The sequence below is a fragment of the Brevundimonas phoenicis genome (assembly GCF_047237745.1).
GTDB lineage: Bacteria > Pseudomonadota > Alphaproteobacteria > Caulobacterales > Caulobacteraceae > Brevundimonas.
Window position 1 is genome coordinate 3,017,131 of sequence record NZ_JBDFLN010000001.1, and the last position, 18,040, is coordinate 3,035,170.

At 68.3% G+C, this 18,040-nt stretch carries 17 protein-coding genes and 1 pseudogene; 5 read left to right on the forward strand and 13 right to left on the reverse strand.

Features of this window, described 5'->3' with window-relative positions; translation table 11 throughout:
• Positions 1–42 precede the first annotated feature (42 nt).
• From ABC419_RS15175 to coxB, 9 genes are all read right to left on the reverse strand, one after another.
• Positions 43–1,257, reverse strand: coding sequence for a M16 family metallopeptidase (locus ABC419_RS15175; protein WP_412878000.1), 1,215 nt, complete (start codon positions 1,255–1,257; stop codon positions 43–45).
• Positions 1,258–1,312: 55 nt separating this feature from the next.
• Complete coding sequence (locus ABC419_RS15180; RefSeq protein ID WP_412876916.1) at positions 1,313–2,038, reverse strand: SURF1 family protein; 726 nt, start codon at positions 2,036–2,038, stop codon at positions 1,313–1,315.
• Entirely contained in the window at positions 2,035–2,367 is a 333-nt protein-coding gene (locus ABC419_RS15185) for a DUF983 domain-containing protein (RefSeq protein ID WP_412876915.1), read from the reverse strand. Before ABC419_RS15185 ends, ABC419_RS15180 begins: the two co-directional genes overlap by 4 nt.
• A 92-nt stretch (positions 2,368–2,459) precedes the next feature.
• On the reverse strand, positions 2,460–3,338 hold the full coding sequence (locus tag ABC419_RS15190; RefSeq protein ID WP_200168029.1) for a cytochrome c oxidase subunit 3: 879 nt from the start codon (positions 3,336–3,338) through the stop codon (positions 2,460–2,462).
• Positions 3,339–3,380: 42 nt separating this feature from the next.
• The gene (locus ABC419_RS15195) at positions 3,381–3,956 is read right to left on the reverse strand and encodes a cytochrome c oxidase assembly protein (RefSeq protein WP_087141734.1); all 576 of its coding nucleotides are present in this window, start codon (positions 3,954–3,956) and stop codon (positions 3,381–3,383) included.
• 5 nt (positions 3,957–3,961) lie between these two features.
• Entirely contained in the window at positions 3,962–4,216 is a 255-nt protein-coding gene (locus ABC419_RS15200; protein ID WP_125901211.1) for a cytochrome c oxidase system small membrane protein, read from the reverse strand.
• 5 nt (positions 4,217–4,221) lie between these two features.
• Positions 4,222–5,199, reverse strand: coding sequence for a heme o synthase (cyoE, locus tag ABC419_RS15205; RefSeq protein WP_412876914.1), 978 nt, complete (start codon positions 5,197–5,199; stop codon positions 4,222–4,224).
• Between the two features lie 65 nt (positions 5,200–5,264).
• Positions 5,265–6,911 (reverse strand): cytochrome c oxidase subunit I, encoded by a 1,647-nt coding sequence (gene ctaD / locus ABC419_RS15210; protein WP_087141731.1) that lies wholly within the window; start codon positions 6,909–6,911, stop codon positions 5,265–5,267.
• A gap of 23 nt (positions 6,912–6,934) precedes the next feature.
• The gene (gene coxB, locus ABC419_RS15215) at positions 6,935–7,906 is read right to left on the reverse strand and encodes a cytochrome c oxidase subunit II (RefSeq protein WP_412876913.1); all 972 of its coding nucleotides are present in this window, start codon (positions 7,904–7,906) and stop codon (positions 6,935–6,937) included.
• A 264-nt stretch (positions 7,907–8,170) separates the two neighbouring features.
• On the opposite strand from coxB, the pseudogene ABC419_RS15220 reads away from it, so the two are divergent.
• The 4 genes and pseudogenes from ABC419_RS15220 to tldD all read left to right on the forward strand — a co-directional run.
• Positions 8,171–8,482, forward strand: a pseudogene (locus ABC419_RS15220) (PadR family transcriptional regulator); the annotation flags it as partial.
• A 116-nt stretch (positions 8,483–8,598) separates the two neighbouring features.
• On the forward strand, positions 8,599–9,165 hold the full coding sequence (locus tag ABC419_RS15225; RefSeq protein WP_125901204.1) for a DUF1700 domain-containing protein: 567 nt from the start codon (positions 8,599–8,601) through the stop codon (positions 9,163–9,165).
• Between the two features lie 24 nt (positions 9,166–9,189).
• Positions 9,190–9,969 (forward strand): GIN domain-containing protein, encoded by a 780-nt coding sequence (locus ABC419_RS15230; protein ID WP_412876912.1) that lies wholly within the window; start codon positions 9,190–9,192, stop codon positions 9,967–9,969.
• Positions 9,970–10,076: 107 nt separating this feature from the next.
• Complete coding sequence (tldD, locus tag ABC419_RS15235) at positions 10,077–11,507, forward strand: metalloprotease TldD (RefSeq protein ID WP_412876911.1); 1,431 nt, start codon at positions 10,077–10,079, stop codon at positions 11,505–11,507.
• Between the two features lie 176 nt (positions 11,508–11,683).
• Here the strand turns inward: tldD and mnmH are convergent, their stop codons facing one another.
• The 4 genes from mnmH to ABC419_RS15255 are packed head-to-tail and all read right to left on the reverse strand — an operon-like array spanning position 11,684 to position 15,800.
• Positions 11,684–12,745 (reverse strand): tRNA 2-selenouridine(34) synthase MnmH, encoded by a 1,062-nt coding sequence (gene mnmH / locus ABC419_RS15240; RefSeq protein WP_412876910.1) that lies wholly within the window; start codon positions 12,743–12,745, stop codon positions 11,684–11,686.
• Positions 12,745–13,800 carry a selenide, water dikinase SelD gene (gene selD / locus ABC419_RS15245; RefSeq protein WP_412876909.1) on the reverse strand — a complete coding sequence of 352 codons (1,056 nt, stop codon included), beginning with the start codon at positions 13,798–13,800 and terminating at the stop codon, positions 12,745–12,747. Before selD ends, mnmH begins: the two co-directional genes overlap by 1 nt.
• A 31-nt stretch (positions 13,801–13,831) precedes the next feature.
• Complete coding sequence (locus ABC419_RS15250; RefSeq protein ID WP_412876908.1) at positions 13,832–14,785, reverse strand: TraB/GumN family protein; 954 nt, start codon at positions 14,783–14,785, stop codon at positions 13,832–13,834.
• A gap of 37 nt (positions 14,786–14,822) precedes the next feature.
• Positions 14,823–15,800, reverse strand: a complete 978-nt coding sequence (locus tag ABC419_RS15255) for a TraB/GumN family protein (protein WP_412876907.1) — start codon at positions 15,798–15,800, stop codon at positions 14,823–14,825.
• Between the two features lie 144 nt (positions 15,801–15,944).
• Between ABC419_RS15255 and ABC419_RS15260 the strand changes: the two genes are divergently transcribed.
• A complete protein-coding gene (locus ABC419_RS15260; RefSeq protein ID WP_412876906.1) occupies positions 15,945–17,993 on the forward strand; it encodes a TonB-dependent receptor plug domain-containing protein in 2,049 nt (682 codons plus the stop codon).
• Positions 17,994–18,040 lie beyond the last annotated feature (47 nt).

Consider the following 18,040-nt stretch of genomic DNA (forward strand, 5'->3'; position numbering starts at 1 on the left):
CAAACGATAGCGCGAAGTGATCTCGGCGTCAGCAGGCCGTGATCAGCCCGCCGCCATCCGCTGACGGAAAACGCGCCCCGCCCCGCCCGCCGCCCTGGGCCCCAGCACCGCCGTCGCCGACAGTCCCTGGCTCGTCATGGCCTGGCCTACCGCGCGCAAATCCTGCGCCGTCTGGGCCTCGATGCGGGCGGCGCTGTCTTCCGACGAGACGGGCGCGCCGAACGCCAGGGTCTGACCCGCCAGACGGCCCGAACGGCTGGCCGGGCTTTCGTCGGCCATCCACAGGCTGGCGTTCAGCACGGCCTTGGCGCGCGCCAGCTCCGCCTCCGTCGGCCCCTTGTCAGCCAGGTCGAGAATTTCGGCGGCGCACAGTTCGGCCAGCTCCAGCGACCGCTCGGCCGCCGCCCCGGCGTAGACGCCCAGCAGGCCCAGATCGTCATAGGTCTCGTGATAGGCGTCGATGGCGTAGGCCAGGCCGCGATCCTCGCGCGCGCTCTGGAACAGGCGCGAGGCCATGCCCCCGCCCAGGATTTCGGTGAACAGACGCAGCGCCGGCTGTCGCGGATCGCGCACGCCCAGGCTCGGCAGCTGAAAGACCAGATTGGCCTGTTCGATCTTGCGCGCCAGCTTCGCCTCGCCGCCGGTGAAGACGGCCGGCGCCGTCGGCTCGTGCGGCGCGGCGACCGCCTGGCCGAACCAGGTCTCAGCCAGGGTCAGCAGTTCGGCCTCATCGACCGCGCCGGACACCGACACCACCATGTGGTCGGGCGAGTAGAGCCGCGCGCGCCAGTCGGCCACGGCCGCCCGGTCAGCGGGCGCCAGGCTGGCGATCGAGCCCAGGATCGGCCGCCCCAGGGCCTGGCCGGAGAAGGCCTGGGTCTGGGCCATCTCGAACACATGATCGTCGGGGGTGTCGAAGGCCTCGGCGATCTCCTGCGCCACCACGTCCTTCTCGCGCTCGATCTCCTCGGGCGACAGGGTCGGGCGGAACACCAGGTCGGACAGCACCTGCATGGCCAGCGGCAGGCTGCCCTTCAGGGCGCGCACGTCGAAGCTGGTGCGCTCATAGCCGGTGGCGGCGTTGATCGAGCCGCCCTCGGCCTCGATGCGCTCGACGATCTCGCGCGCGCCCATGTCGCCCGCGCCCTTGAAGACCAGATGCTCCAGCAGATGCGACCAGCCGGATCGGGCTTCATCCTCCATGCGGGCGCCGCCGTTGACGGCCACGGTCACGGCGATGGTGCGCAGGCCGGGCATGGGGTCGCACACGACGCGCACGCCGTTGGACAGGGTGTGAAGACGAGCAGTCAGGTCAGCGATCCTTGGAAGGCGTGGGGCGATAGCGGCGCAGCAGCAGGGCCGCGTAGAAGACGACCAGGGTGATCGCCAGGCCGAACCAGGTCAGGGCGTAGCCCAGGTGGTTGTTGCTGAAGGCGGCGGGCGGCGACACCGGCCGCAGCGTCGTCAGTTCAGGGTTGGCCGAAGTGGTCGCATAGACGGTGTAGGGCGACACCGCCCCCGTCACGCCCAGGGCCTGGGCCATCGCCGCCCGGTCGCGGCCGTAGAAGAGCTTGCCCGAGGGCGGCGGGGTCATGGCGTTGGGGCCCGGCGCCTGGCGCACCACGCCCGCGATCACGACCGGCATGGCGGCCTCGGCCTGCACGGCGGGGCGCTCGGCTGTTTCGGCGGGCAGGAAGCCGCGGTCGACCAGCACCGTCCCCTGCCCCTCGACCGGACAGGCCGAGATCAGCCGCACCCCGGCGTCGCCGTCCTCGATGGTCTGAAGCTCGACGAAGGGCGCCGTGTTCAGGCCGCGGCAGGTCACGACCACCTGGCGGAACTCGGGATCAGCCAGCGTCAACGCCTCGGCCAGGGGAAGCGGCGCCTGGGCCGCGGCGGCCTCGGCCTTGTCGATCAGGTCCAGCTTCCACTGCAGCCGCTGCACCTGCCACACGCCCAGCGTCAGCAGGGCGCCCAGCAGCAGGACGGCGATCACGGTCAGGATGATGGGAAAGCGAGGCCGGGCGGCGACGGTCATCGGGTCTCTCGGTGTGAATCGGCGCCCTTCTGGCGCAGCATCTGCAGGGCTGTCATCAGCCCCTTTCCCGGCCGCATCAAGGCCACGGCCAGAACCGCGACCAACGGCAGCCAGATGATCAGGTGCAGCCAGATCGGCGGGCTCCAGGCGATTTCGACGGCCAGGGCCGAGAAGCCGACCAGAAAGCCGGCGATCTGCATGATGAAGGTGGCCGCGCCGTCGCCCGTCTCGACCGAGTCCAGATCGAAACCGCAGGCCTCGCAGACGGTGCGGCGCTTCAGGAAACCCTCGAACAGCGCCCCGCGCCCGCAGGCCGGACAGCGCCCCATGATCCCTGCGCGAACAGCGGGCCAGACAAGCAAATCGGCGCGGGGCTTGGGGCCCCGCGCCGACGAAAGCTCAACTTGTCCGTCGCGTTCGATCAACCGAAGACGACGTACATGAAGACGAAGAGGAACAGCCACACCACGTCGACGAAGTGCCAGTACCAGGCGGCGGCTTCGAGGCCGAAGTGCTTCTGCGGGGTCATCTGACCGGCGTAGAGGCGCAGCAGGCAGACGGCCAGGAAGATGGTGCCGACCAGGACGTGGAAGCCGTGGAAGCCCGTCGTCATGAAGAAGATGGAGCCGTACAGCTTCGACTGGGCCGCTTCTTCGCTGAAGAACAGGTGGCCGTGCAGGATGTGGTAATATTCATAGGCCTGAACGCCGGTGAACAGCACGCCCAGCAGGACGGTGATCAGCAGGCCCAGCTTGGCGCCCTTACGGTCGCCGCCGATCAGGGCGTGGTGCGCCCAGGTCAGGGTCGTGCCCGACAGCAGCAGGATGACCGTGTTCATGAGCGGCAGGCTCCACGGATCCAGCAGCTCGACGCCCTTGGGCGGCCAGGTCTGCCAGGCGGTCGCCGTGTCGGCCCAGTTGCCGACTTCCGGGATGATCGTGCGCGCTTCGTTGAAGATCGCCATGTCGAAGAACATCCAGAAGAAGGAGACGAAGAACATCACCTCCGACGCGATGAACAGCACCATGCCGTAGCGCAGGCCGATGCCGACGACCGGGGTGTGGTCGCCCTTCTTGGATTCCTTGATGACGTCGGCCCACCAGCCGTACATCGTGAACAGCACGCCCGCGAGGCCGGCGAAGAACAGCCACTTGGTGCCTTCGGGCATGCCGAACAGGCCCTTCATCCACATCACGGCGCCGACGAACATGATGCACGCGGAGAAGGAGGCGATCAGCGGCCAGGGGCTCGGATCGACCAGATGGTAGTCGTGTTGCGGTTTCGCGTGAGCGTCAGCCATTCCCAAGGTCTCTGAATTAAGGCGAGAGTCGTTTGAAGAGGGCTATAGCCCCCGCTCTCCGGCTTTGCCAACAGCAGAGTCGTTCGCAACGGCCTGCTGAAAGCCTTTGGTTGGAAAGAAGGTGTAGCTGAGGGTGATTTCGCGCACCCCCTTCACCTCGGCGTCGGTCGCCATCTCGGGCGCGACGAAATACTGCATCGGGAAGGAGACGGTCGCGCCCGGCGCGATCTCCTGCCCCTCGAAGCAGAAGCACTGCAGCTTCTGGAAGTACGGACCGGCCCGCTCGGGCACGACGTTATAGGCCGCCGTGGCGTGGATCGTCTGGTTCGAGGTGTTGGTCACCTCGAAATAGGCCATGCCCGTCTCGCCGATGCGGACCTTCTGGCTGAACTGCTCGGCCTTGAAGGTCATGGGCAGGTCGCGGACGTTGGTGTCGAAACGGATCAGGACTTCCTGATCCAGGATCGTGGTCGGCGCCGCCTCGGCCTTCATGGTCGTGCCGTCAAAGCCCGTCACCTGGCAGAACAGCCGGTACAGCGGCACGGCGGCGAAGGCCGCGCCCGTCATCAGGATGACCAGGGCCGCGCACAGCAGCGCGACCGAATTCTTGTTCTTCACAGCCCTCAAGGCTCCTGGGTTACAGGCGCAGGAGCGTCCGGCTGGACCGGCGCCGGAAGGGCCGGATCGGCCCTCTCCAGCGTGGCCAGGGCCGCCGCCTCGGCTTCATGCCGCGCCTGGTTGTTGGCGTGCATGCGCGACACCGTCACGGTGTAGACCAGGGCGATGAAGGCCAGCAGGCCCAGGGCGATGGCCACGTTGCGACGCTTGCGCGCACGAACCTGTTCATCGTTCAGCTTCAGGTACTGGAGGTTGGACATGGGATTCAGACTCCGACGCCCGACAGATGCTCGACCAACAGGGCCGAGAACAACGCCATCAGGTACAAGATCGAAAAGGCGAACAGGTTGCGGGCCGGTTTGGCCTCGACCCGAACGTCATACAATGCGGCCTCTCGCCCCACGGCCTCGGCCTTGTCGGGCTGGTCGCCGGCGCGCGAGCGCCACAGGCGGAAGGCCAGGGCCAGGAAGCCCAGCCCGCCCGCGACCGAGACCACCAAATAGATGGGGCCGCCCAGGCCGGTGAAGGCGGGCGCGATCGCCACGGGCACGAAGGCCAGGCTGTAGAGCATGATCTGCAGACGGGTGGACTTGGCTCCGCGCGCCACCGGCATCATCGGAATGCCCGCCTTGGCGTAGTCGCCGGCCGAATAGAGGGTCAGGGCCCAGGTGTGCGGCGGCGTCCACATGAAGATGATCAGGAACAGCAGCCAGGCCTGCCACGGCGCGTCGCCCGTCACCGCCGCCCAGCCGATCACGGGGGGCAAGGCCCCGGCCGCGCCGCCGATGACGATGTTCTGAGGCGTGCGGCGCTTCAGCACCAGGGTGTAGAGCCAGGCGTAATAGACGATGGTCAGGGCCAGCAGGCCGCCCGCCAGCCAGTTGGTCGTCATGCCCAGCAGCATGACCGAAAAGACCGACAGCACCATGCCGAAGGCGATGGCGTCGTTCTTGCGCACGCGGCCCGCCGCGACCGGACGGCCGCGCGTGCGGCGCATCAGGGCGTCGGTCTCGCCCTCGACCGCCATGTTCAGCGCGCCCGCCGCTCCAGCGCCGACGGCGATGCACAGAATGGCGATGACCGCATTGACCCAGCTCAGCTGACCAGGCGCCACGACCAGGCCCGTCACCGCCGTGAACACCACAAGCGACATGACGCGCGGCTTCAGCAGCTGGAAGAAGTCTTCCGGCTGGGCCGTGGTGACGAGGGGCGTTTCGCGGGTGGGCTGTTCGGTCATGGTCATAAAAAGCGTTAAGGCCGCCCCTCCGATTACGGAAGGGCGGCCTCTCCGGGTCTATCCGATAAGGATCAGTGGTTGTCCGCCTTGACCACCGGCAGTTCGTTGAACTGGTGGTGCGGGGGCGGCGAGGACAGGGTCCACTCCAGCGTGGTGGCGCCTTCGCCCCACGGGTTGGCCTCGGCCTTGCGGCGACGGATGGCGGATTCCAGCAGCAGCACCAGGAACACGCCCACGCCGATGATGGTGATCAGATAGCCGACCGACGAGACGTGGTTCCAGTAGGTGAAGGCTTCCGGATAGTCGACGTAGCGACGCGGCATGCCCTGCAGACCCAGGAAGTGCTGCGGGAAGAACACCAGGTTCACGCCCACGAACATGATCCAGAAGTGAGCCTGAGCCAGGAACTCATTGTACTTCACCCCGAACATCTTCTCGTACCAGTAGTAGAAGGCCGCGAAGATCGAGAAGATGGCGCCCAGCGACAGCACATAGTGGAAGTGCGCCACGACGTAGTAGGTGTCGTGCAGGCTGTAGTCGATGCCGGCGTTCGACAGGACCACGCCGGTCACGCCGCCGACGGTGAACAGGAAGATGAAGCCCATCGCCCACAGCATGGGCGCCTTGAAGGTGATGGAGCCGCCCCACATGGTGGCGATCCAGCTGAAGATCTTCACGCCCGTGGGCACGGCGATGATCATGGTCGCGGCCACGAAGTAGGCGCGCAGGTTCACGCTCATGCCGACCGTGTACATGTGGTGCGCCCACACGATGAAGCCGATGAAGCCGATGGCGACCATGGCGTAGGCCATCGCGAGGTAGCCGAAGATCGGCTTCTTCGAGAAGGTCGAGACGATGTGCGAGATCATGCCGAAGCCCGGCAGGATCATGATGTACACTTCGGGGTGGCCGAAGAACCAGAACAGGTGCTGGTACATCACCGGGTCGCCGCCGCCGGCCGGATCGAAGAAGGAGGTGCCGAAGTTACGATCGGTCAGCAGCATGGTGATGGCGCCCGCCAGAACCGGCAGCGACAGCAGCAGCAGGAAGGCCGTGATCAGCACGCCCCAGGCGAACAGCGGCATGCGGTGCAGGGTCATGCCCGGCGCGCGCATGTTGAAGATGGTGGTGATGAAGTTGATCGCGCCCAGGATCGACGAGGCGCCCGCGACGTGCAGCGAGAAGATCGCCAGGTCGAACGACGGTCCCGTGTGGCCCATGGTCGACAGCGGCGGATAGGAGGTCCACCCCCCGCCGAAGCCGCGGCCCGGCCCGCCGTCGACGAACATCGACAGCACCAGCAGCACGAAGGCGAAGAAGATCAGCCAGAACGAGATGTTGTTCAGGCGCGGGAAGGCCATGTCCGGCGCCCCGATCATGATCGGGATGAAGTAGTTGCCGAAGCCGCCCATGGTTGCGGGCATGACGACAAAGAACACCATGATCAGGGCGTGGGCCGTGACCGTGACGTTGTAGCCGTGCTTGGACGCCTCGACGATCCCCAGTTGCTGGATGATCGTGCCTTCCTTGAACAGCTGGATGCCCGGCTCGGCCAGTTCCCAGCGGATCAGGCCCGACAGGGCGCCGCCGACAAGGCCGGTGAAGATGGCGAACACCAGGTACAGAATCCCGATGTCCTTGTGGTTGGTCGACAGGAACCAGCGGGTGAAGAAGCCCGGCTTATGGTCGTGTGAATCGTGAACAGCAGCGGTGGCCATGGGTCTGGGCTCTCGCGTCTCTCTTACTGAGCGGCCGGCGCGGCGGGCGCGGCGGCGGTTGCGGGGGCCGCAGGCGCGGCGTCGGTCGGGGCGGCGGCGGCGTCAGCAGCCGGAGCGGCGGGCGCTTCGGCGGCGGCGGGCGCAGCCGCAGCAGCGGCGGCCGCGGCGTCATCGGCGGCCTTGGTCATGGAGCCGCCCTTGGAGGCGACCCAGGCGGCGAAGGCTTCCTGGCTCACCACCTTGACGTGGATCGGCATGAAGGCGTGGTCGACGCCGCACAGCTCGGAGCACTGGCCGTAGTAGTCGCCTTCCTTCTCGGCGCGGAACCAGGTCTCGTTCATGCGGCCCGGAACGGCGTCCACCTTGATGGCGAAGGCCGGCACGGCGACGGCGTGGATCACGTCCGAAGCGGTGATCAGCAGGCGGATGTTCTGACCGACCGGAACCACCATCGGCTCATCGGCGGCCAGGCGGTACAGATGCTTGGGCGCCTTGTCTTCCGGCAGCATGTTCGAGATGTACTCGGCCACGCCCTGGTCCGGATATTCATAGCCCCAGTTCCACTGGTTGCCGGTGATCTTCACCGTCACGTCCGAGTCCGGATAGTCGTGATAGGCGAACAGCAGGCGGAACGAGAACAGGGAGATGCCGACCAGGATCAGCACCGGCACCACGGTCCAGATGACCTCGATGACCGTGTTGTGGCTCCACTTGGCCGGGGTCGGGTTGGCGCGCTTGTTGTAGCGGATCGCGATCCACACCAGCAGCGCCAGCACCAGGACGCAGATCACGGTGATGACCGGCATCAGCACGACGTTGTGGAAGAAGTGAGCCTCGTGCGCCAGCGGCGCGGCGGCCGTCTGGAAGCCGAGACCAGCCGGCGTCGGCTGACCCAAAACATCCTGCGCCATCGCCGGCGCAGCGAAAATGGCGGCAAGGGCGGTCGCGGCGATACCGCCCCCCAACCGCGCCATGGCTCGCATGCCCATCCCCATTCGAGAAGTCCTCATAAACCGTTCTGCAGCAGACGTTTGCGAGCAATTCGCAAGCGTCGCCGGGCCCAGACGGACCTCGGCGTGTCATGGCCGGTCCTTATCGGCTCGAACCGCCCTTGCCAAGCGATCAAGCGCACCTATGGCGACCTCCGGGCAAAATGCGGTCGATTAAATCGCTGTCATGTTTGGACAGCTACCTTGCACTGCAAGATACCTTGCGATACCCCTTAAGCACCCTAGAGAGGGACGCCCAAGAGGGACGCAATGCCCGACACCATCGACATCCAACTGAAGAAAGGCGTGCTGGGACTGTGTGTCCTGGCGCTGCTCGCCCGACGCGACAGCTACGCCTATGAAATCGCCAGCCGCCTGTCCGACGCCATCGGCATGGGGGAAGGCACCATCTATCCGCTGATGCGGCGGATGCAGACCGACGGCCTGGTCGAGACCTATCTGGTCGAATCATCCAGCGGCCCGTCGCGCAAATACTATCGTCTGACCGCCGCGGGCCGCCGCGCCCTGGACGGCCAGACCGGCGAGTGGCGGGCCTTCGCCCGCGCCGTCGAGGCCCTGATCGCGGGCGATGACGACGACAGCGTCATTGTCGCCGAGGCCCCGGCCGAAACGCCCGCCCTGCTCGATCAGAGCGCCCAAACCGAATCGACTGCCCAAGCTGACAGGGGAGAGAAGCAATGAACCGCGCGGAATTCCTGGCGCGACTGCGGCGCGGCCTGGTGGGCCTGCCCGCCGCCACCGCCAATGAGATCGTGGCCGACTATGAAGCCCACTTCGCCGACGGCGCCGCCGCCGGACGCAGCGAGGCCGAGGTGGCCGAGGCCCTGGGCGATCCCGATCGCCTGTCCCGCGAACTGAAGGCCGAGGCCGGCGCCCAGCGCTGGCGTCAGGAGCCGTCGGCCTCCTCCGCCGCCGGGGCCGTGTTCGGCATCCTGGGCCTGGGCGCGATCGACATCCTGATCCTGCTCCCCATCGCCCTGCCCGTCTTCGGCACGGTGCTGTCCCTGCTGCTGGGCGGGGTCGGCGTCTTCATCGCCGGCGGCTTCGTCATGGTGGCGGGCGCCTTCATGGGCCTGCCGGGCGGGGCGCTGGCCGCCGCGCTGCTGGGCGTCGGCCTGATGGGTCTGGGCGTCTTCATGGTCGGAACCATGGCCCTGCTGACCAAATGGCTGATCGACGCCACCGTCTGGTACGCCCGCCTGCACTACCGCGTCGTCAAACCCGCCCTGGAACCCCAGGCCTAAAGCCAGAGAGAGGAGAACACAGTCATGATCCGCAATCTGCTCATCATCTCCGGCGCGGGCCTGATCCTGGCCATCGTCGGCATCGGCGGCGCCTTCGCCGTGGGAGGCCGCGACCTGGCCCGCCACGACTGGACCTGGGTCATCACCGACGACGAGGCCGGCGACAGCGGCTTCACCGTCGAGCGCGGCCAGGTCTCGCCCGACACCACCCGAACCATCGAATGGACGGGCGGCGACCGCCTGGCGATCAACATCCCCGCCGACGTCGTCTACGATCAGCAGGCTGAGACGCCGGGCATCACCGTCTCGGGCGCCCAGAACGTGGTCGAGCGGGTGCGCTTCTCCAACGGCCGCCTGACGCTGGACGAAGCCCCGCGCGGCGACCGCAGCTATGTCCGCTGGACCCGCACCGGCATTCGCGGCTGGAGCGAGACCGACGCCCTGAAGATCATCATCAAGGCCCCCTCGGTGAAGACCTTCGACCTGTCCGGCCCGACCGAGCTGAAGATCCGCGGCTATGACCAGCCGTCGCTGGACCTGACGCTGACCGGCTCGTCCGACGTGCGGGTCCAGGGCCGGACCGACGCCGTGACGGTCGACGTCTCCGGCGCCGGCGACGCCCGCATGGACGAACTGATCGTCGACGACGCCAAGGTCCGCGTCAGCGGCTCGGGCGAGGTCCGCGTCGGCCCCAGCGGCAAGGCCGAGGTGGACGTCTCGGGCAGCGGCGAAGTCCGCCTGACCCGCCGCCCCGCCGAACTGCGCCAGTCGGTCAGCGGCTCGGGCGAGGTGTCGGAAGACTGATCTTCGCGATAGGCTGAACGCCTTGGTCGGCCCCTTTCGCACGACGAGAGGGGCCGATTGCTTTTGCGGGCCGTGACGCCGCGCTCCTCAGCCCCTATCTAGCGTCCATGAGCACCGTCGCCTCCCCCTCCCCCATCCTCGACGCCGCGGGCCTAGCCCCGGACGAGGCCCTGTCGATCCTGCAGACCGCCCTGTCGGGCGCCGACGACGGGGAGCTGTTCCTCGAAAAGACCGAAAGCGAATCCCTGGTCTTCGACGACGGGCGGCTGAAGGGCGCCTCCTATGACGCCGTCGAGGGATTCGGCCTGCGCGTCGTGGCGGGCGAGACCGCCGGTTACGCCCACGCCAATGAAATCTCCGCCGCCGCCATCCGCCGCGCCGCCGACAGCGCGGCGCTCGCCAAGCACGGCTATGACGGAACCGCCGCCGAGGCGCCGCGCGCCACCAACCAGCGCCTCTATGATCCGGTCGATCCGCTGCTGGCCCCGGCCTTCTCGGACAAGATCGCCCTGCTGGCCGAGATCGACGCCTGGGCGCGCGCCCGCGATCCGCGCGTCGTGCAGGTCTCTGCCTCCCTAGTCGGCGAACGCCGCGCCATAGACATCCTGCGCGGCGACGGGCGGCTGCTCAGCGACCTGCGTCCGCTGGTCCGGTTGAACGTGTCCGTCACCGTCGAGAAGGACGGCAAGCGCGAAAGCGCCTCGTCCGGCGCAGGCGGCCGCGCGGGCTTCGAGGAATGGATCGCCCCCGAACGCTGGCAGGCCCAGGTGGACGAGGCCCTGCGTCAGGCCCTAGTCAATCTGGAGGCCGTCGACTGCCCGGCGGGCGAGATGGACGTGGTGCTGGGCGCCGGCTGGCCCGGCGTCCTGCTGCACGAAGCCGTCGGTCACGGCTTCGAGGGCGACTTCCACCGCAAGGGCTCGTCGGTCTTCACCGGCATGATGGGCAAGCGCGTGGCCGCGCCGGGCGTGACGGTCGTGGACGACGGCTCCATCGCCGGACGCCGCGGCTCGCTGTCGTTCGACGACGAAGGCACCCCGACATCGCGCACCGTGCTGATCGAGGACGGCATCATGGTCGGCCTGATGCACGACCGGCTGTCGGCGCGTCAGCTGGGGGCGAACGCCACCGGCAACGGTCGCCGCCAGTCCTTCGCCCACACGCCCATGCCGCGCATGACCAACACCTTCATGGAAGGCGGCAGGGATTCGCAGGCTGACATGATCGCCTCGACCAAGCGCGGCCTCTACGCCGCCAACTTCGGCGGCGGCCAGGTGGACATCACCAACGGCAAATTCGTCTTCCAGTGCACCGAGGCCTATCTGATCGAGGACGGCAGGATCACCGCCCCGGTGCGCGGCGCGACCCTGATCGGCGACGGCGCCACGGCCCTGACCCAAATCCAGATGATCGGGGACGACTTCGCCTTCGACCCCGGCGTCGGCACCTGCGGCAAGGCCGGTCAGGGCGTCCCCGTCGGCATCGGCCAACCCAGCCTCAAGATCGGCGGCCTGACCGTGGGCGGCACGGCGGTTTAGTCCACCCTCTCCCGGCGGGAGAGGGCTTGAGCGCACGAGAGCGTCAGCGATCGTTCTTGCGCGAAAGGGTGAGGGGCTTGTCCCGTCAGTCGGCGAAGCCGTGGCGCGACGGCTTCGCCGACTTATGCCGAGAACCCTCACCCTTTCGCCTTGCCAATCGCTTCGCTCTTGGAGGCTCAAGCCCTCTCCCATTGGGAGAGGGAAGCCGCAATTGCTTCCGCCGCACGGTCCAGATCAGCCTCCGCGCCGCCGTCCATCGCGATCTCGCCCAGATCGCGCGCTCCGGCCGAGGCCCGGCGATAGGCCGGGTCGTAGTGGTCGCGCATCAGGGCCGTCGCCAGGGCGCGCAGGTCGCCCGCCTGCGACAGGGCGCGCCACTGCGCGATCCGCTCTCGGCTGTGGTGGCTGGGCATCCGCGCCAGCAGGGCGTCGCGCACGGCCGCATCATCGGTCGCCGCCTGATAGTCGCGCAGCACCCGCTCGACCCGCGCCTCGAACGGGGCGGACAGGCGCAAGGCGGGCGCCGCCTTCATCGCCGCCCACAGCACCGGCGGCACGGTCAGGCGGCCGATGCGGCTGGCCTCAGCCTCGACCACCACGGGGCGGCTCAGGTCGAGGGCGGATAGGGCGGCGTAGAGTCGGCTCTCGAACAGCTTCTGCGACGGCTGCTCCGCCTCGGTGCGCCCGAACAGGGAGCCGCGATGCGCCGCCAGCCCTTCCAGATCCAGGCTCTGGACGCCGTGATCCGCCAGGCGGGCCAGCACCTCGGTCTTGCCGCTGCCGGTCAGGCCGTCCAGCAGGACCAGCTTCAGCGCCGGGGCCGTCTCCCCGTCATGCAGGGCGGCGGCCACCGTCCGGCGCCAGGTCTGATAGCCGCCCTCCAGCCGCGTGACGGGCCAGCCGACCTGCTCCATCACCGTGGTCATGGCCGTCGAGCGCTGCCCGCCGCGCCAGCAATAGACCAGGGGCTGGAACCCGCCGTCGCGGTCGCCCAGCGCCCCGTCCAGATGCGCGGCGATATTGCGCGCCACCAGGGCCGCGCCCAGGCGGCGGGCGAGGAATTTCGAGGTCTGGACATAGAGGGTTCCCACCTCGGCGCGCTGGGCGTCGTCCAGCACCGGCAGGTTGATCGCGCCGGGCAGATGATCCTCGGCGAACTCGCCGGGACTGCGCACGTCGATGACGGCGTCGTAGCGGGCCAGCGCCGCAAGCGACACGTCCGCCGTCAGCCGCGCCATCAGCCGCCCGCCTTCACGACCACGGAGGGCGCGCCCTCTCCCACCCGGCCGACGCGCCGCGCCGAGACGAAGCCCATGTCCCCAACCAGCGCCATCACCGCCTCCGCCATCTCAGGCGCGACGGCGATCAGCAGGCCGCCCGAGGTCTGGGGATCGGTCAGCAGGTCGCGCCGCCATTCCGGCAGCGCGGCTTCCAGCGTCATCGCTTCGCCATAGGCCGCCCAGTTGCGCACCGAGGCCCCGGTTCGCACCCCGGCCTGGGCCAGGGCGGGCGATCCGTCCAGGAACACCGGCGCATCGGCGTCGATCTCGACCGTCAGGCCCGCGCCGCGCGCCATCTCCAGCGCGTGGCCCAGCAAGCCGAAGCCGGTCACGTCCGTCACCGCATGGACCCCGTCCATCGCCGCCAGCTTCGGCCCCGGCGTGTTCAGCCGGGTGGTCGAGCCGATCAGGGCCTCATAACCGCCCGCCTCCAGCCGCCCCTGCTTGTAGGCCGCGCTCAGCACGCCGACGCCCAGCGCCTTGGTCAGGATCAGCACGTCGCCCGCCCGCGCGCCGCGATTGGTCAGCACCCGGTCCGGGTGCGTCAGGCCCAGGGCGACCAAGCCGTAGATCGGCTCCAGGCTGTCGATCGAATGGCCGCCCGCCACCGGCACGCCCGCCTCGGCGCAGACGGACGCGCCGCCTTCCAGTACCCGGCCGATGGTCTGAGGCGACAGCTTGCCGACCGGCATGCCGACGATGGCCAGGGCGAAGATCGGCGTCGCCCCCATGGCGTAGACGTCCGACAGGGCGTTGGCCGCCGCGATCCGGCCGAAGTCGAACGGGTCATCCACCATCGGCATGAAGAAGTCGGTCGTCGCCACCAGGGCCTGCTGGTCGTTCAGCCGCCAGACCGCCGCGTCGTCCGAGGTCTCGGTCCCCACCATCAGATCGGCGAAGGCCGCCGTGCGCGGCGTCGAGGCCAGGATGGACTGCAGCACGTCTGGCGCGATCTTGCAGCCGCAGCCGCCGCCGTGGGCCAAGGAGGTGAGTCTGGGTTCGATGTCGCTCATGCCCCCGGCGTCGGCCTTCGCACGCCGGGCGTCAACCGCCTTCGTGCGTGGCGGGCGAGATGCGCCATTCGGGACCGCTGACCTCCAGTCCCCTTGCCGCCGCCTGCTCCAGCAGACCGCCAGCTTCCGCCGCGACGCTGATCGGCGTGACCATCAGGGTGGTCCGGGCGGCTGTCAGGGCGTCGGCCAGCGCCTCGCTCCACTGCGTGCGGCCGTTCCGGCGCAGATCGCCATCGGCGAACATGGCGCAATGGTCGACCGCCTGTTCCAACGGACTGGCCATGACCGCACGAACGTCCTGCCTGGCCCAGCTCGCGCCCCTCTGAGCCATGCCGTCCTTTCCCGCCTCGGTCGCGCGAATGGCGGCCGAAAGACAGGCGATCTGGTTGTCGTCCGGCACGGCGACGGCCTCGTCGACATGGCGAGCGTCCAGGTCTCCAACGTGAACCGTCGATTTCTTCGCCTTGCGCGCCATGGAGCGGACCGTCGTCAGCACGCCGCGCCCCGCGCCGCGCTCATAGGCCAGCCGGTCGTCCAGCAGATCGCGCGCAACGGCCACCAGCCCCCGGTCGGCGTAGTTCTGGCGATAGCGGGCGCCCAGGGCCTCCAGCCGGGTCAGTTGATCGGCTTCAAGATAGTCCGCTGTCGCCGCGCCATCCGGCAGACGGGCGCGGGCGCGGCGCATGCGCATGTAATCCCCCAGGCTCATCGTCGCCGTCTGGGACATGACGATGGCGTCCGCCTGTAACACCGCCGCCTCCAGCGCCTCGGGCCGCCAGACGATGTCGCGCGGCACGGCCGAGAGCGCCCCTACGATGATCACGACGCTGTCTCCGTTGCGAATCTCCCATGTCGGCGCACCCGATCGACGCGCCACCACGACGATGTCCTCAAGAGTCGTTGCGGCTTCGTCCTGAGCCCGGGTCAGCGTCCCCGACGCCAGAACTATCGCCGCTGCGAGAACCATTGCGCCTTTCGATCTCATGACGTCCCCTCCCCTTCCTAAGCCCCGTCCGACGTCTTCAGCCGCCCGAAGGCGCCGCCTTCCACTGCGGGCCATCCACCTCGAAGCCCTGGGCCTCCAGCGCATCCAGCACGCCGCCCGGCTCGGCCAGACGACGCAGCGGCGCGACGGCCATGGTCAGGCCGGGCTGGGTCAGGGCCTGGGCGATGGCGTCGGTCCATTCCGTGCGCAGTTGCGGCCCGATCTGCGGATCGCCCCAGGGCCAGCAGCGGTCCACCGCCTGATCGACCGGCGAGGCCAGCACCTCGGCCACCCGCAGCCCGCGCCAGGCCTCGGCCCGCAGACGCACGGCCTCCGGTCCCAGTTCGGCGGCCGACAGAGCCGCGCGCAGGCATTCGCGATGGGTCGCCGGCGGAGCGGAGATCAGGCTCTCCACCAGATCGGCGCCGCGCACCACCCCGACGGAGCGGATCGGCACGCGCGCCTTGCGGGCGGCGCGGCGCACGACGTCGTCGGCGCCGACCGGCCGGGCGTCCTTCTCGCCCGCCTTGTCCTTGAACAGGTCGATGGCCAGCATCAGCAGACTGTATCGCCGCCACTGATCGGTCTTTTCGTCCGCCATCAGGGCTTCCAGCCGCGCCTGATCCTCGGGCGTCAGGTAGTCGGCGGTCGTCGTGCCTTCCGGCAGCCAGCCGATGGTGCGGATGCGCCACATCAGGCGCAGGACGTCGGCGGGCGAGGCTCGACCGCGCTGCGGGAACAGGATGCGGTCGGAACGGGCGGCGGCCTCCTCCAGCGCCTGGGCGCGCCATTCGAAGCCGCGCGGCGCCTCCTCGATGGCGCCGACCAGGATCATCACCCCCTCGCCGTCGCGTCGCACCGTCCACATCGGCGCGCCCGCCCGCCGGGCGGTGACGACCACCTCGTCCACGCGGGTCGCCGCCTCGGCCTGTTCTTGGGCGGCGAAGGCCGAGGACGGAGCCGCCGCAGCAAGGATGAGAGCGGCCAGGGCGAGGGAAAGAAGAGGAGCTTTCATGCCCTCATCCTAAGGGCTGAAAATTCCACCGCACGTGACTATTCCGTAATGCTGTCAGCGATTTAATCCACCTGTCGGGCTTGTAACTGGAGATCGAACCGCCACGCCGCCAAACCTCTGCCGGACACCGAGGGAGAGGACGAGATGAACACCAAGAGCGCCCTGCTGGCGACCACCGCCCTGCTGCTGACCGCTGCGCCGGCTGCGGCGCTCGCCGCCGATGCGCCCGCCGCGCCCGCGCGCCAGTCGGCCGTGCCCGGCGATCAGGCGGTGCTGATCTTCACCCCCGACTTCTTCGCCGACGCCCGCCCCAACACGGCGCTGGACATGGTCAACCGAGTGCCCGGCTTCTCGGTCAACGACGGCGACGGGGCGCGCGGCTTCGAAGGCGCGGTCGGCAACGTCCTGATCAACGGCTCGCGCCCGGCGTCCAAGAACGACACCGGCTCCAACGTGCTGGGCCGCACCGTGGCCGCCCAGGTCGAGCGCATCGAGTTGATCCGCGGCGGCGCTCCGGGCATCGAGATGCAGGGCTATTCCGTCGTCATCAACGTCATCCTGAAGAACACCGCCAGCCGCGAACACATCGCCACCTTCAACGCCAGCCTGTTCGAAGGCGGCCAGGATCTGTTCGGCGGCACCTATCAGTTCACCGAACGCAAAGGCGACCGTACCTGGGGCGTGACGCTGGGCGACGGCATCTCCAGCAGCGACTCCAACGGCGCGGGACCGCTGCGTCGGGTCAGCCCGAACGGCGAACTGCTGCGCGCCGAGGATTACTACAACGACGGCTACGGCGGCGGGAACTCGATCCGGGGCAACTACTCCAGCCCCTTCCTGGGCGGCAAGATCGACCTGACGGCGCGCTACGGGATCAACGACTGGCACAACATCAACCGCCAGACCGCCCCGGACGTCCTGCGCGAGAGCCTGTATGACGAGGACGGCCACAGCGGCGAATTCGGCGCGGTTTACACCCGCCCGCTGTCCGAAAAGCTGAAGCTGGAAACCCGCTTCATTCATGAGTTTGGTGACTATGAGTCAGTCTCAACTTCGCGTGGCCGCGTCTCCGGCGTCGAAAGCCCCGAGCAGTTGTTCAACTCTGACGGCAAGTCCTCGGAAACCATCCTGCGCGGCCTAGTGCGCTACGAACGGTCGCCGTCGATGGACTTCGAGGCGGGCGGCGAAATCGCTTACAACATGCTGGAACGCGATCAGGCCTATTCCATAGGCGGCGTGCCGGAGCCGCTGCCTTCGGCCTCGGTCAAGGTCGAGGAAACACGCGGCGAACTGTTCGGCAAGGCCACCTGGCGCATCAATCCCAAGTGGACGCTGGAAAGCGGTCTGCGGCTGGAATCCTCGACCATCAGCCAATCCGGCGACGCTGATCAGGAAAAGAACTTCTTCTTCGCCAAGCCGCGCCTGCTGGCCACCTGGACCCCGGCGGCGAACAACCAGTTACGGTTGCGCCTGGAGCGGACGGTGGGGCAGCTCGACTTCGGCGACTTCGCCGCCTCGGCCGAGTTCGCCGACGAGAACGTCTTCGGCGGCAATGTGAACCTGCAACCCGAATCCCGCTGGGTCGCCGAACTGACCTATGAAAAACGCTTCTGGGGCGAAGGCATCGTCAGCATCGGCCTGCGCCACGACGAGATCACGGACGCCATCGACGTCATTCCCCTCGAAGGCGGTTACGCCGCCGTGGGCAACATCGGCGACGGGACGCTGGATCAGCTGGTGCTGAACGTCACGGTCCCCACCGACAAGCTGGGTCTGTCAGGCGGCAAGTTCGGCTTCCGCAACACCTGGAACCATACCGAAGTCACCGACCCGACCACGGGCGAGATCCGTCCCATCTCCGGCATTCGCGCCAGCCAGGCGACCATCACCTTCCAGCAGGACATCACCAGCTGGAAACTGCAGTGGGGCGGCGCCTGGATCCCCCTGCTGGGCCAGAAGAACTATCGTCCGGACCAGATTTCAGGCTGGCGGGGCCACGACTATTACGAGCTGTGGGCCGAGTATAAGCCGACGCCGACCCTCTCGATCCGCGGCCAAGTGAACATCTGGGACGACTTCAACGTCGAGCGCACTGAATTCGGCGACCGCGAGACCCGGCCGATCGCCTTCGTCGAGAACCGCTTCATCGACCCGCGCACCTTCTATCAGATCCGTCTGCGCAAGACCTTCTGACGAACCGAAACCACGAACCCCGGAACCAGCCGGGGCCTCCCCCGGAC

What these genes read in the sequence shown, in the direction of transcription:
- ABC419_RS15175 (WP_412878000.1), bottom strand. Translation starts at nt 1,257, where the DNA reads ATGCCCGGCCTGCGCACCATCGCCGTGACCGTGGCCGTCAACGGCGGC.
- ABC419_RS15180 (WP_412876916.1), bottom strand. Translation starts at nt 2,038, where the DNA reads ATGACCGTCGCCGCCCGGCCTCGCTTTCCCATCATCCTGACCGTGATC.
- ABC419_RS15185 (WP_412876915.1), bottom strand. Translation starts at nt 2,367, where the DNA reads ATGGGGCGCTGTCCGGCCTGCGGGCGCGGGGCGCTGTTCGAGGGTTTC.
- ABC419_RS15190 (WP_200168029.1), bottom strand. Translation starts at nt 3,338, where the DNA reads ATGGCTGACGCTCACGCGAAACCGCAACACGACTACCATCTGGTCGAT.
- ABC419_RS15200 (WP_125901211.1), bottom strand. Translation starts at nt 4,216, where the DNA reads ATGTCCAACCTCCAGTACCTGAAGCTGAACGATGAACAGGTTCGTGCG.
- cyoE (WP_412876914.1), bottom strand. Translation starts at nt 5,199, where the DNA reads ATGACCATGACCGAACAGCCCACCCGCGAAACGCCCCTCGTCACCACG.
- ctaD (WP_087141731.1), bottom strand. Translation starts at nt 6,911, where the DNA reads ATGGCCACCGCTGCTGTTCACGATTCACACGACCATAAGCCGGGCTTC.
- coxB (WP_412876913.1), bottom strand. Translation starts at nt 7,906, where the DNA reads ATGGGGATGGGCATGCGAGCCATGGCGCGGTTGGGGGGCGGTATCGCC.
- ABC419_RS15225 (WP_125901204.1), top strand. Translation starts at nt 8,599, where the DNA reads ATGAACCGCGCGGAATTCCTGGCGCGACTGCGGCGCGGCCTGGTGGGC.
- ABC419_RS15230 (WP_412876912.1), top strand. Translation starts at nt 9,190, where the DNA reads ATGATCCGCAATCTGCTCATCATCTCCGGCGCGGGCCTGATCCTGGCC.
- tldD (WP_412876911.1), top strand. Translation starts at nt 10,077, where the DNA reads ATGAGCACCGTCGCCTCCCCCTCCCCCATCCTCGACGCCGCGGGCCTA.
- mnmH (WP_412876910.1), bottom strand. Translation starts at nt 12,745, where the DNA reads ATGGCGCGGCTGACGGCGGACGTGTCGCTTGCGGCGCTGGCCCGCTAC.
- selD (WP_412876909.1), bottom strand. Translation starts at nt 13,800, where the DNA reads ATGAGCGACATCGAACCCAGACTCACCTCCTTGGCCCACGGCGGCGGC.
- ABC419_RS15250 (WP_412876908.1), bottom strand. Translation starts at nt 14,785, where the DNA reads ATGAGATCGAAAGGCGCAATGGTTCTCGCAGCGGCGATAGTTCTGGCG.
- ABC419_RS15255 (WP_412876907.1), bottom strand. Translation starts at nt 15,800, where the DNA reads ATGAAAGCTCCTCTTCTTTCCCTCGCCCTGGCCGCTCTCATCCTTGCT.
- ABC419_RS15260 (WP_412876906.1), top strand. Translation starts at nt 15,945, where the DNA reads ATGAACACCAAGAGCGCCCTGCTGGCGACCACCGCCCTGCTGCTGACC.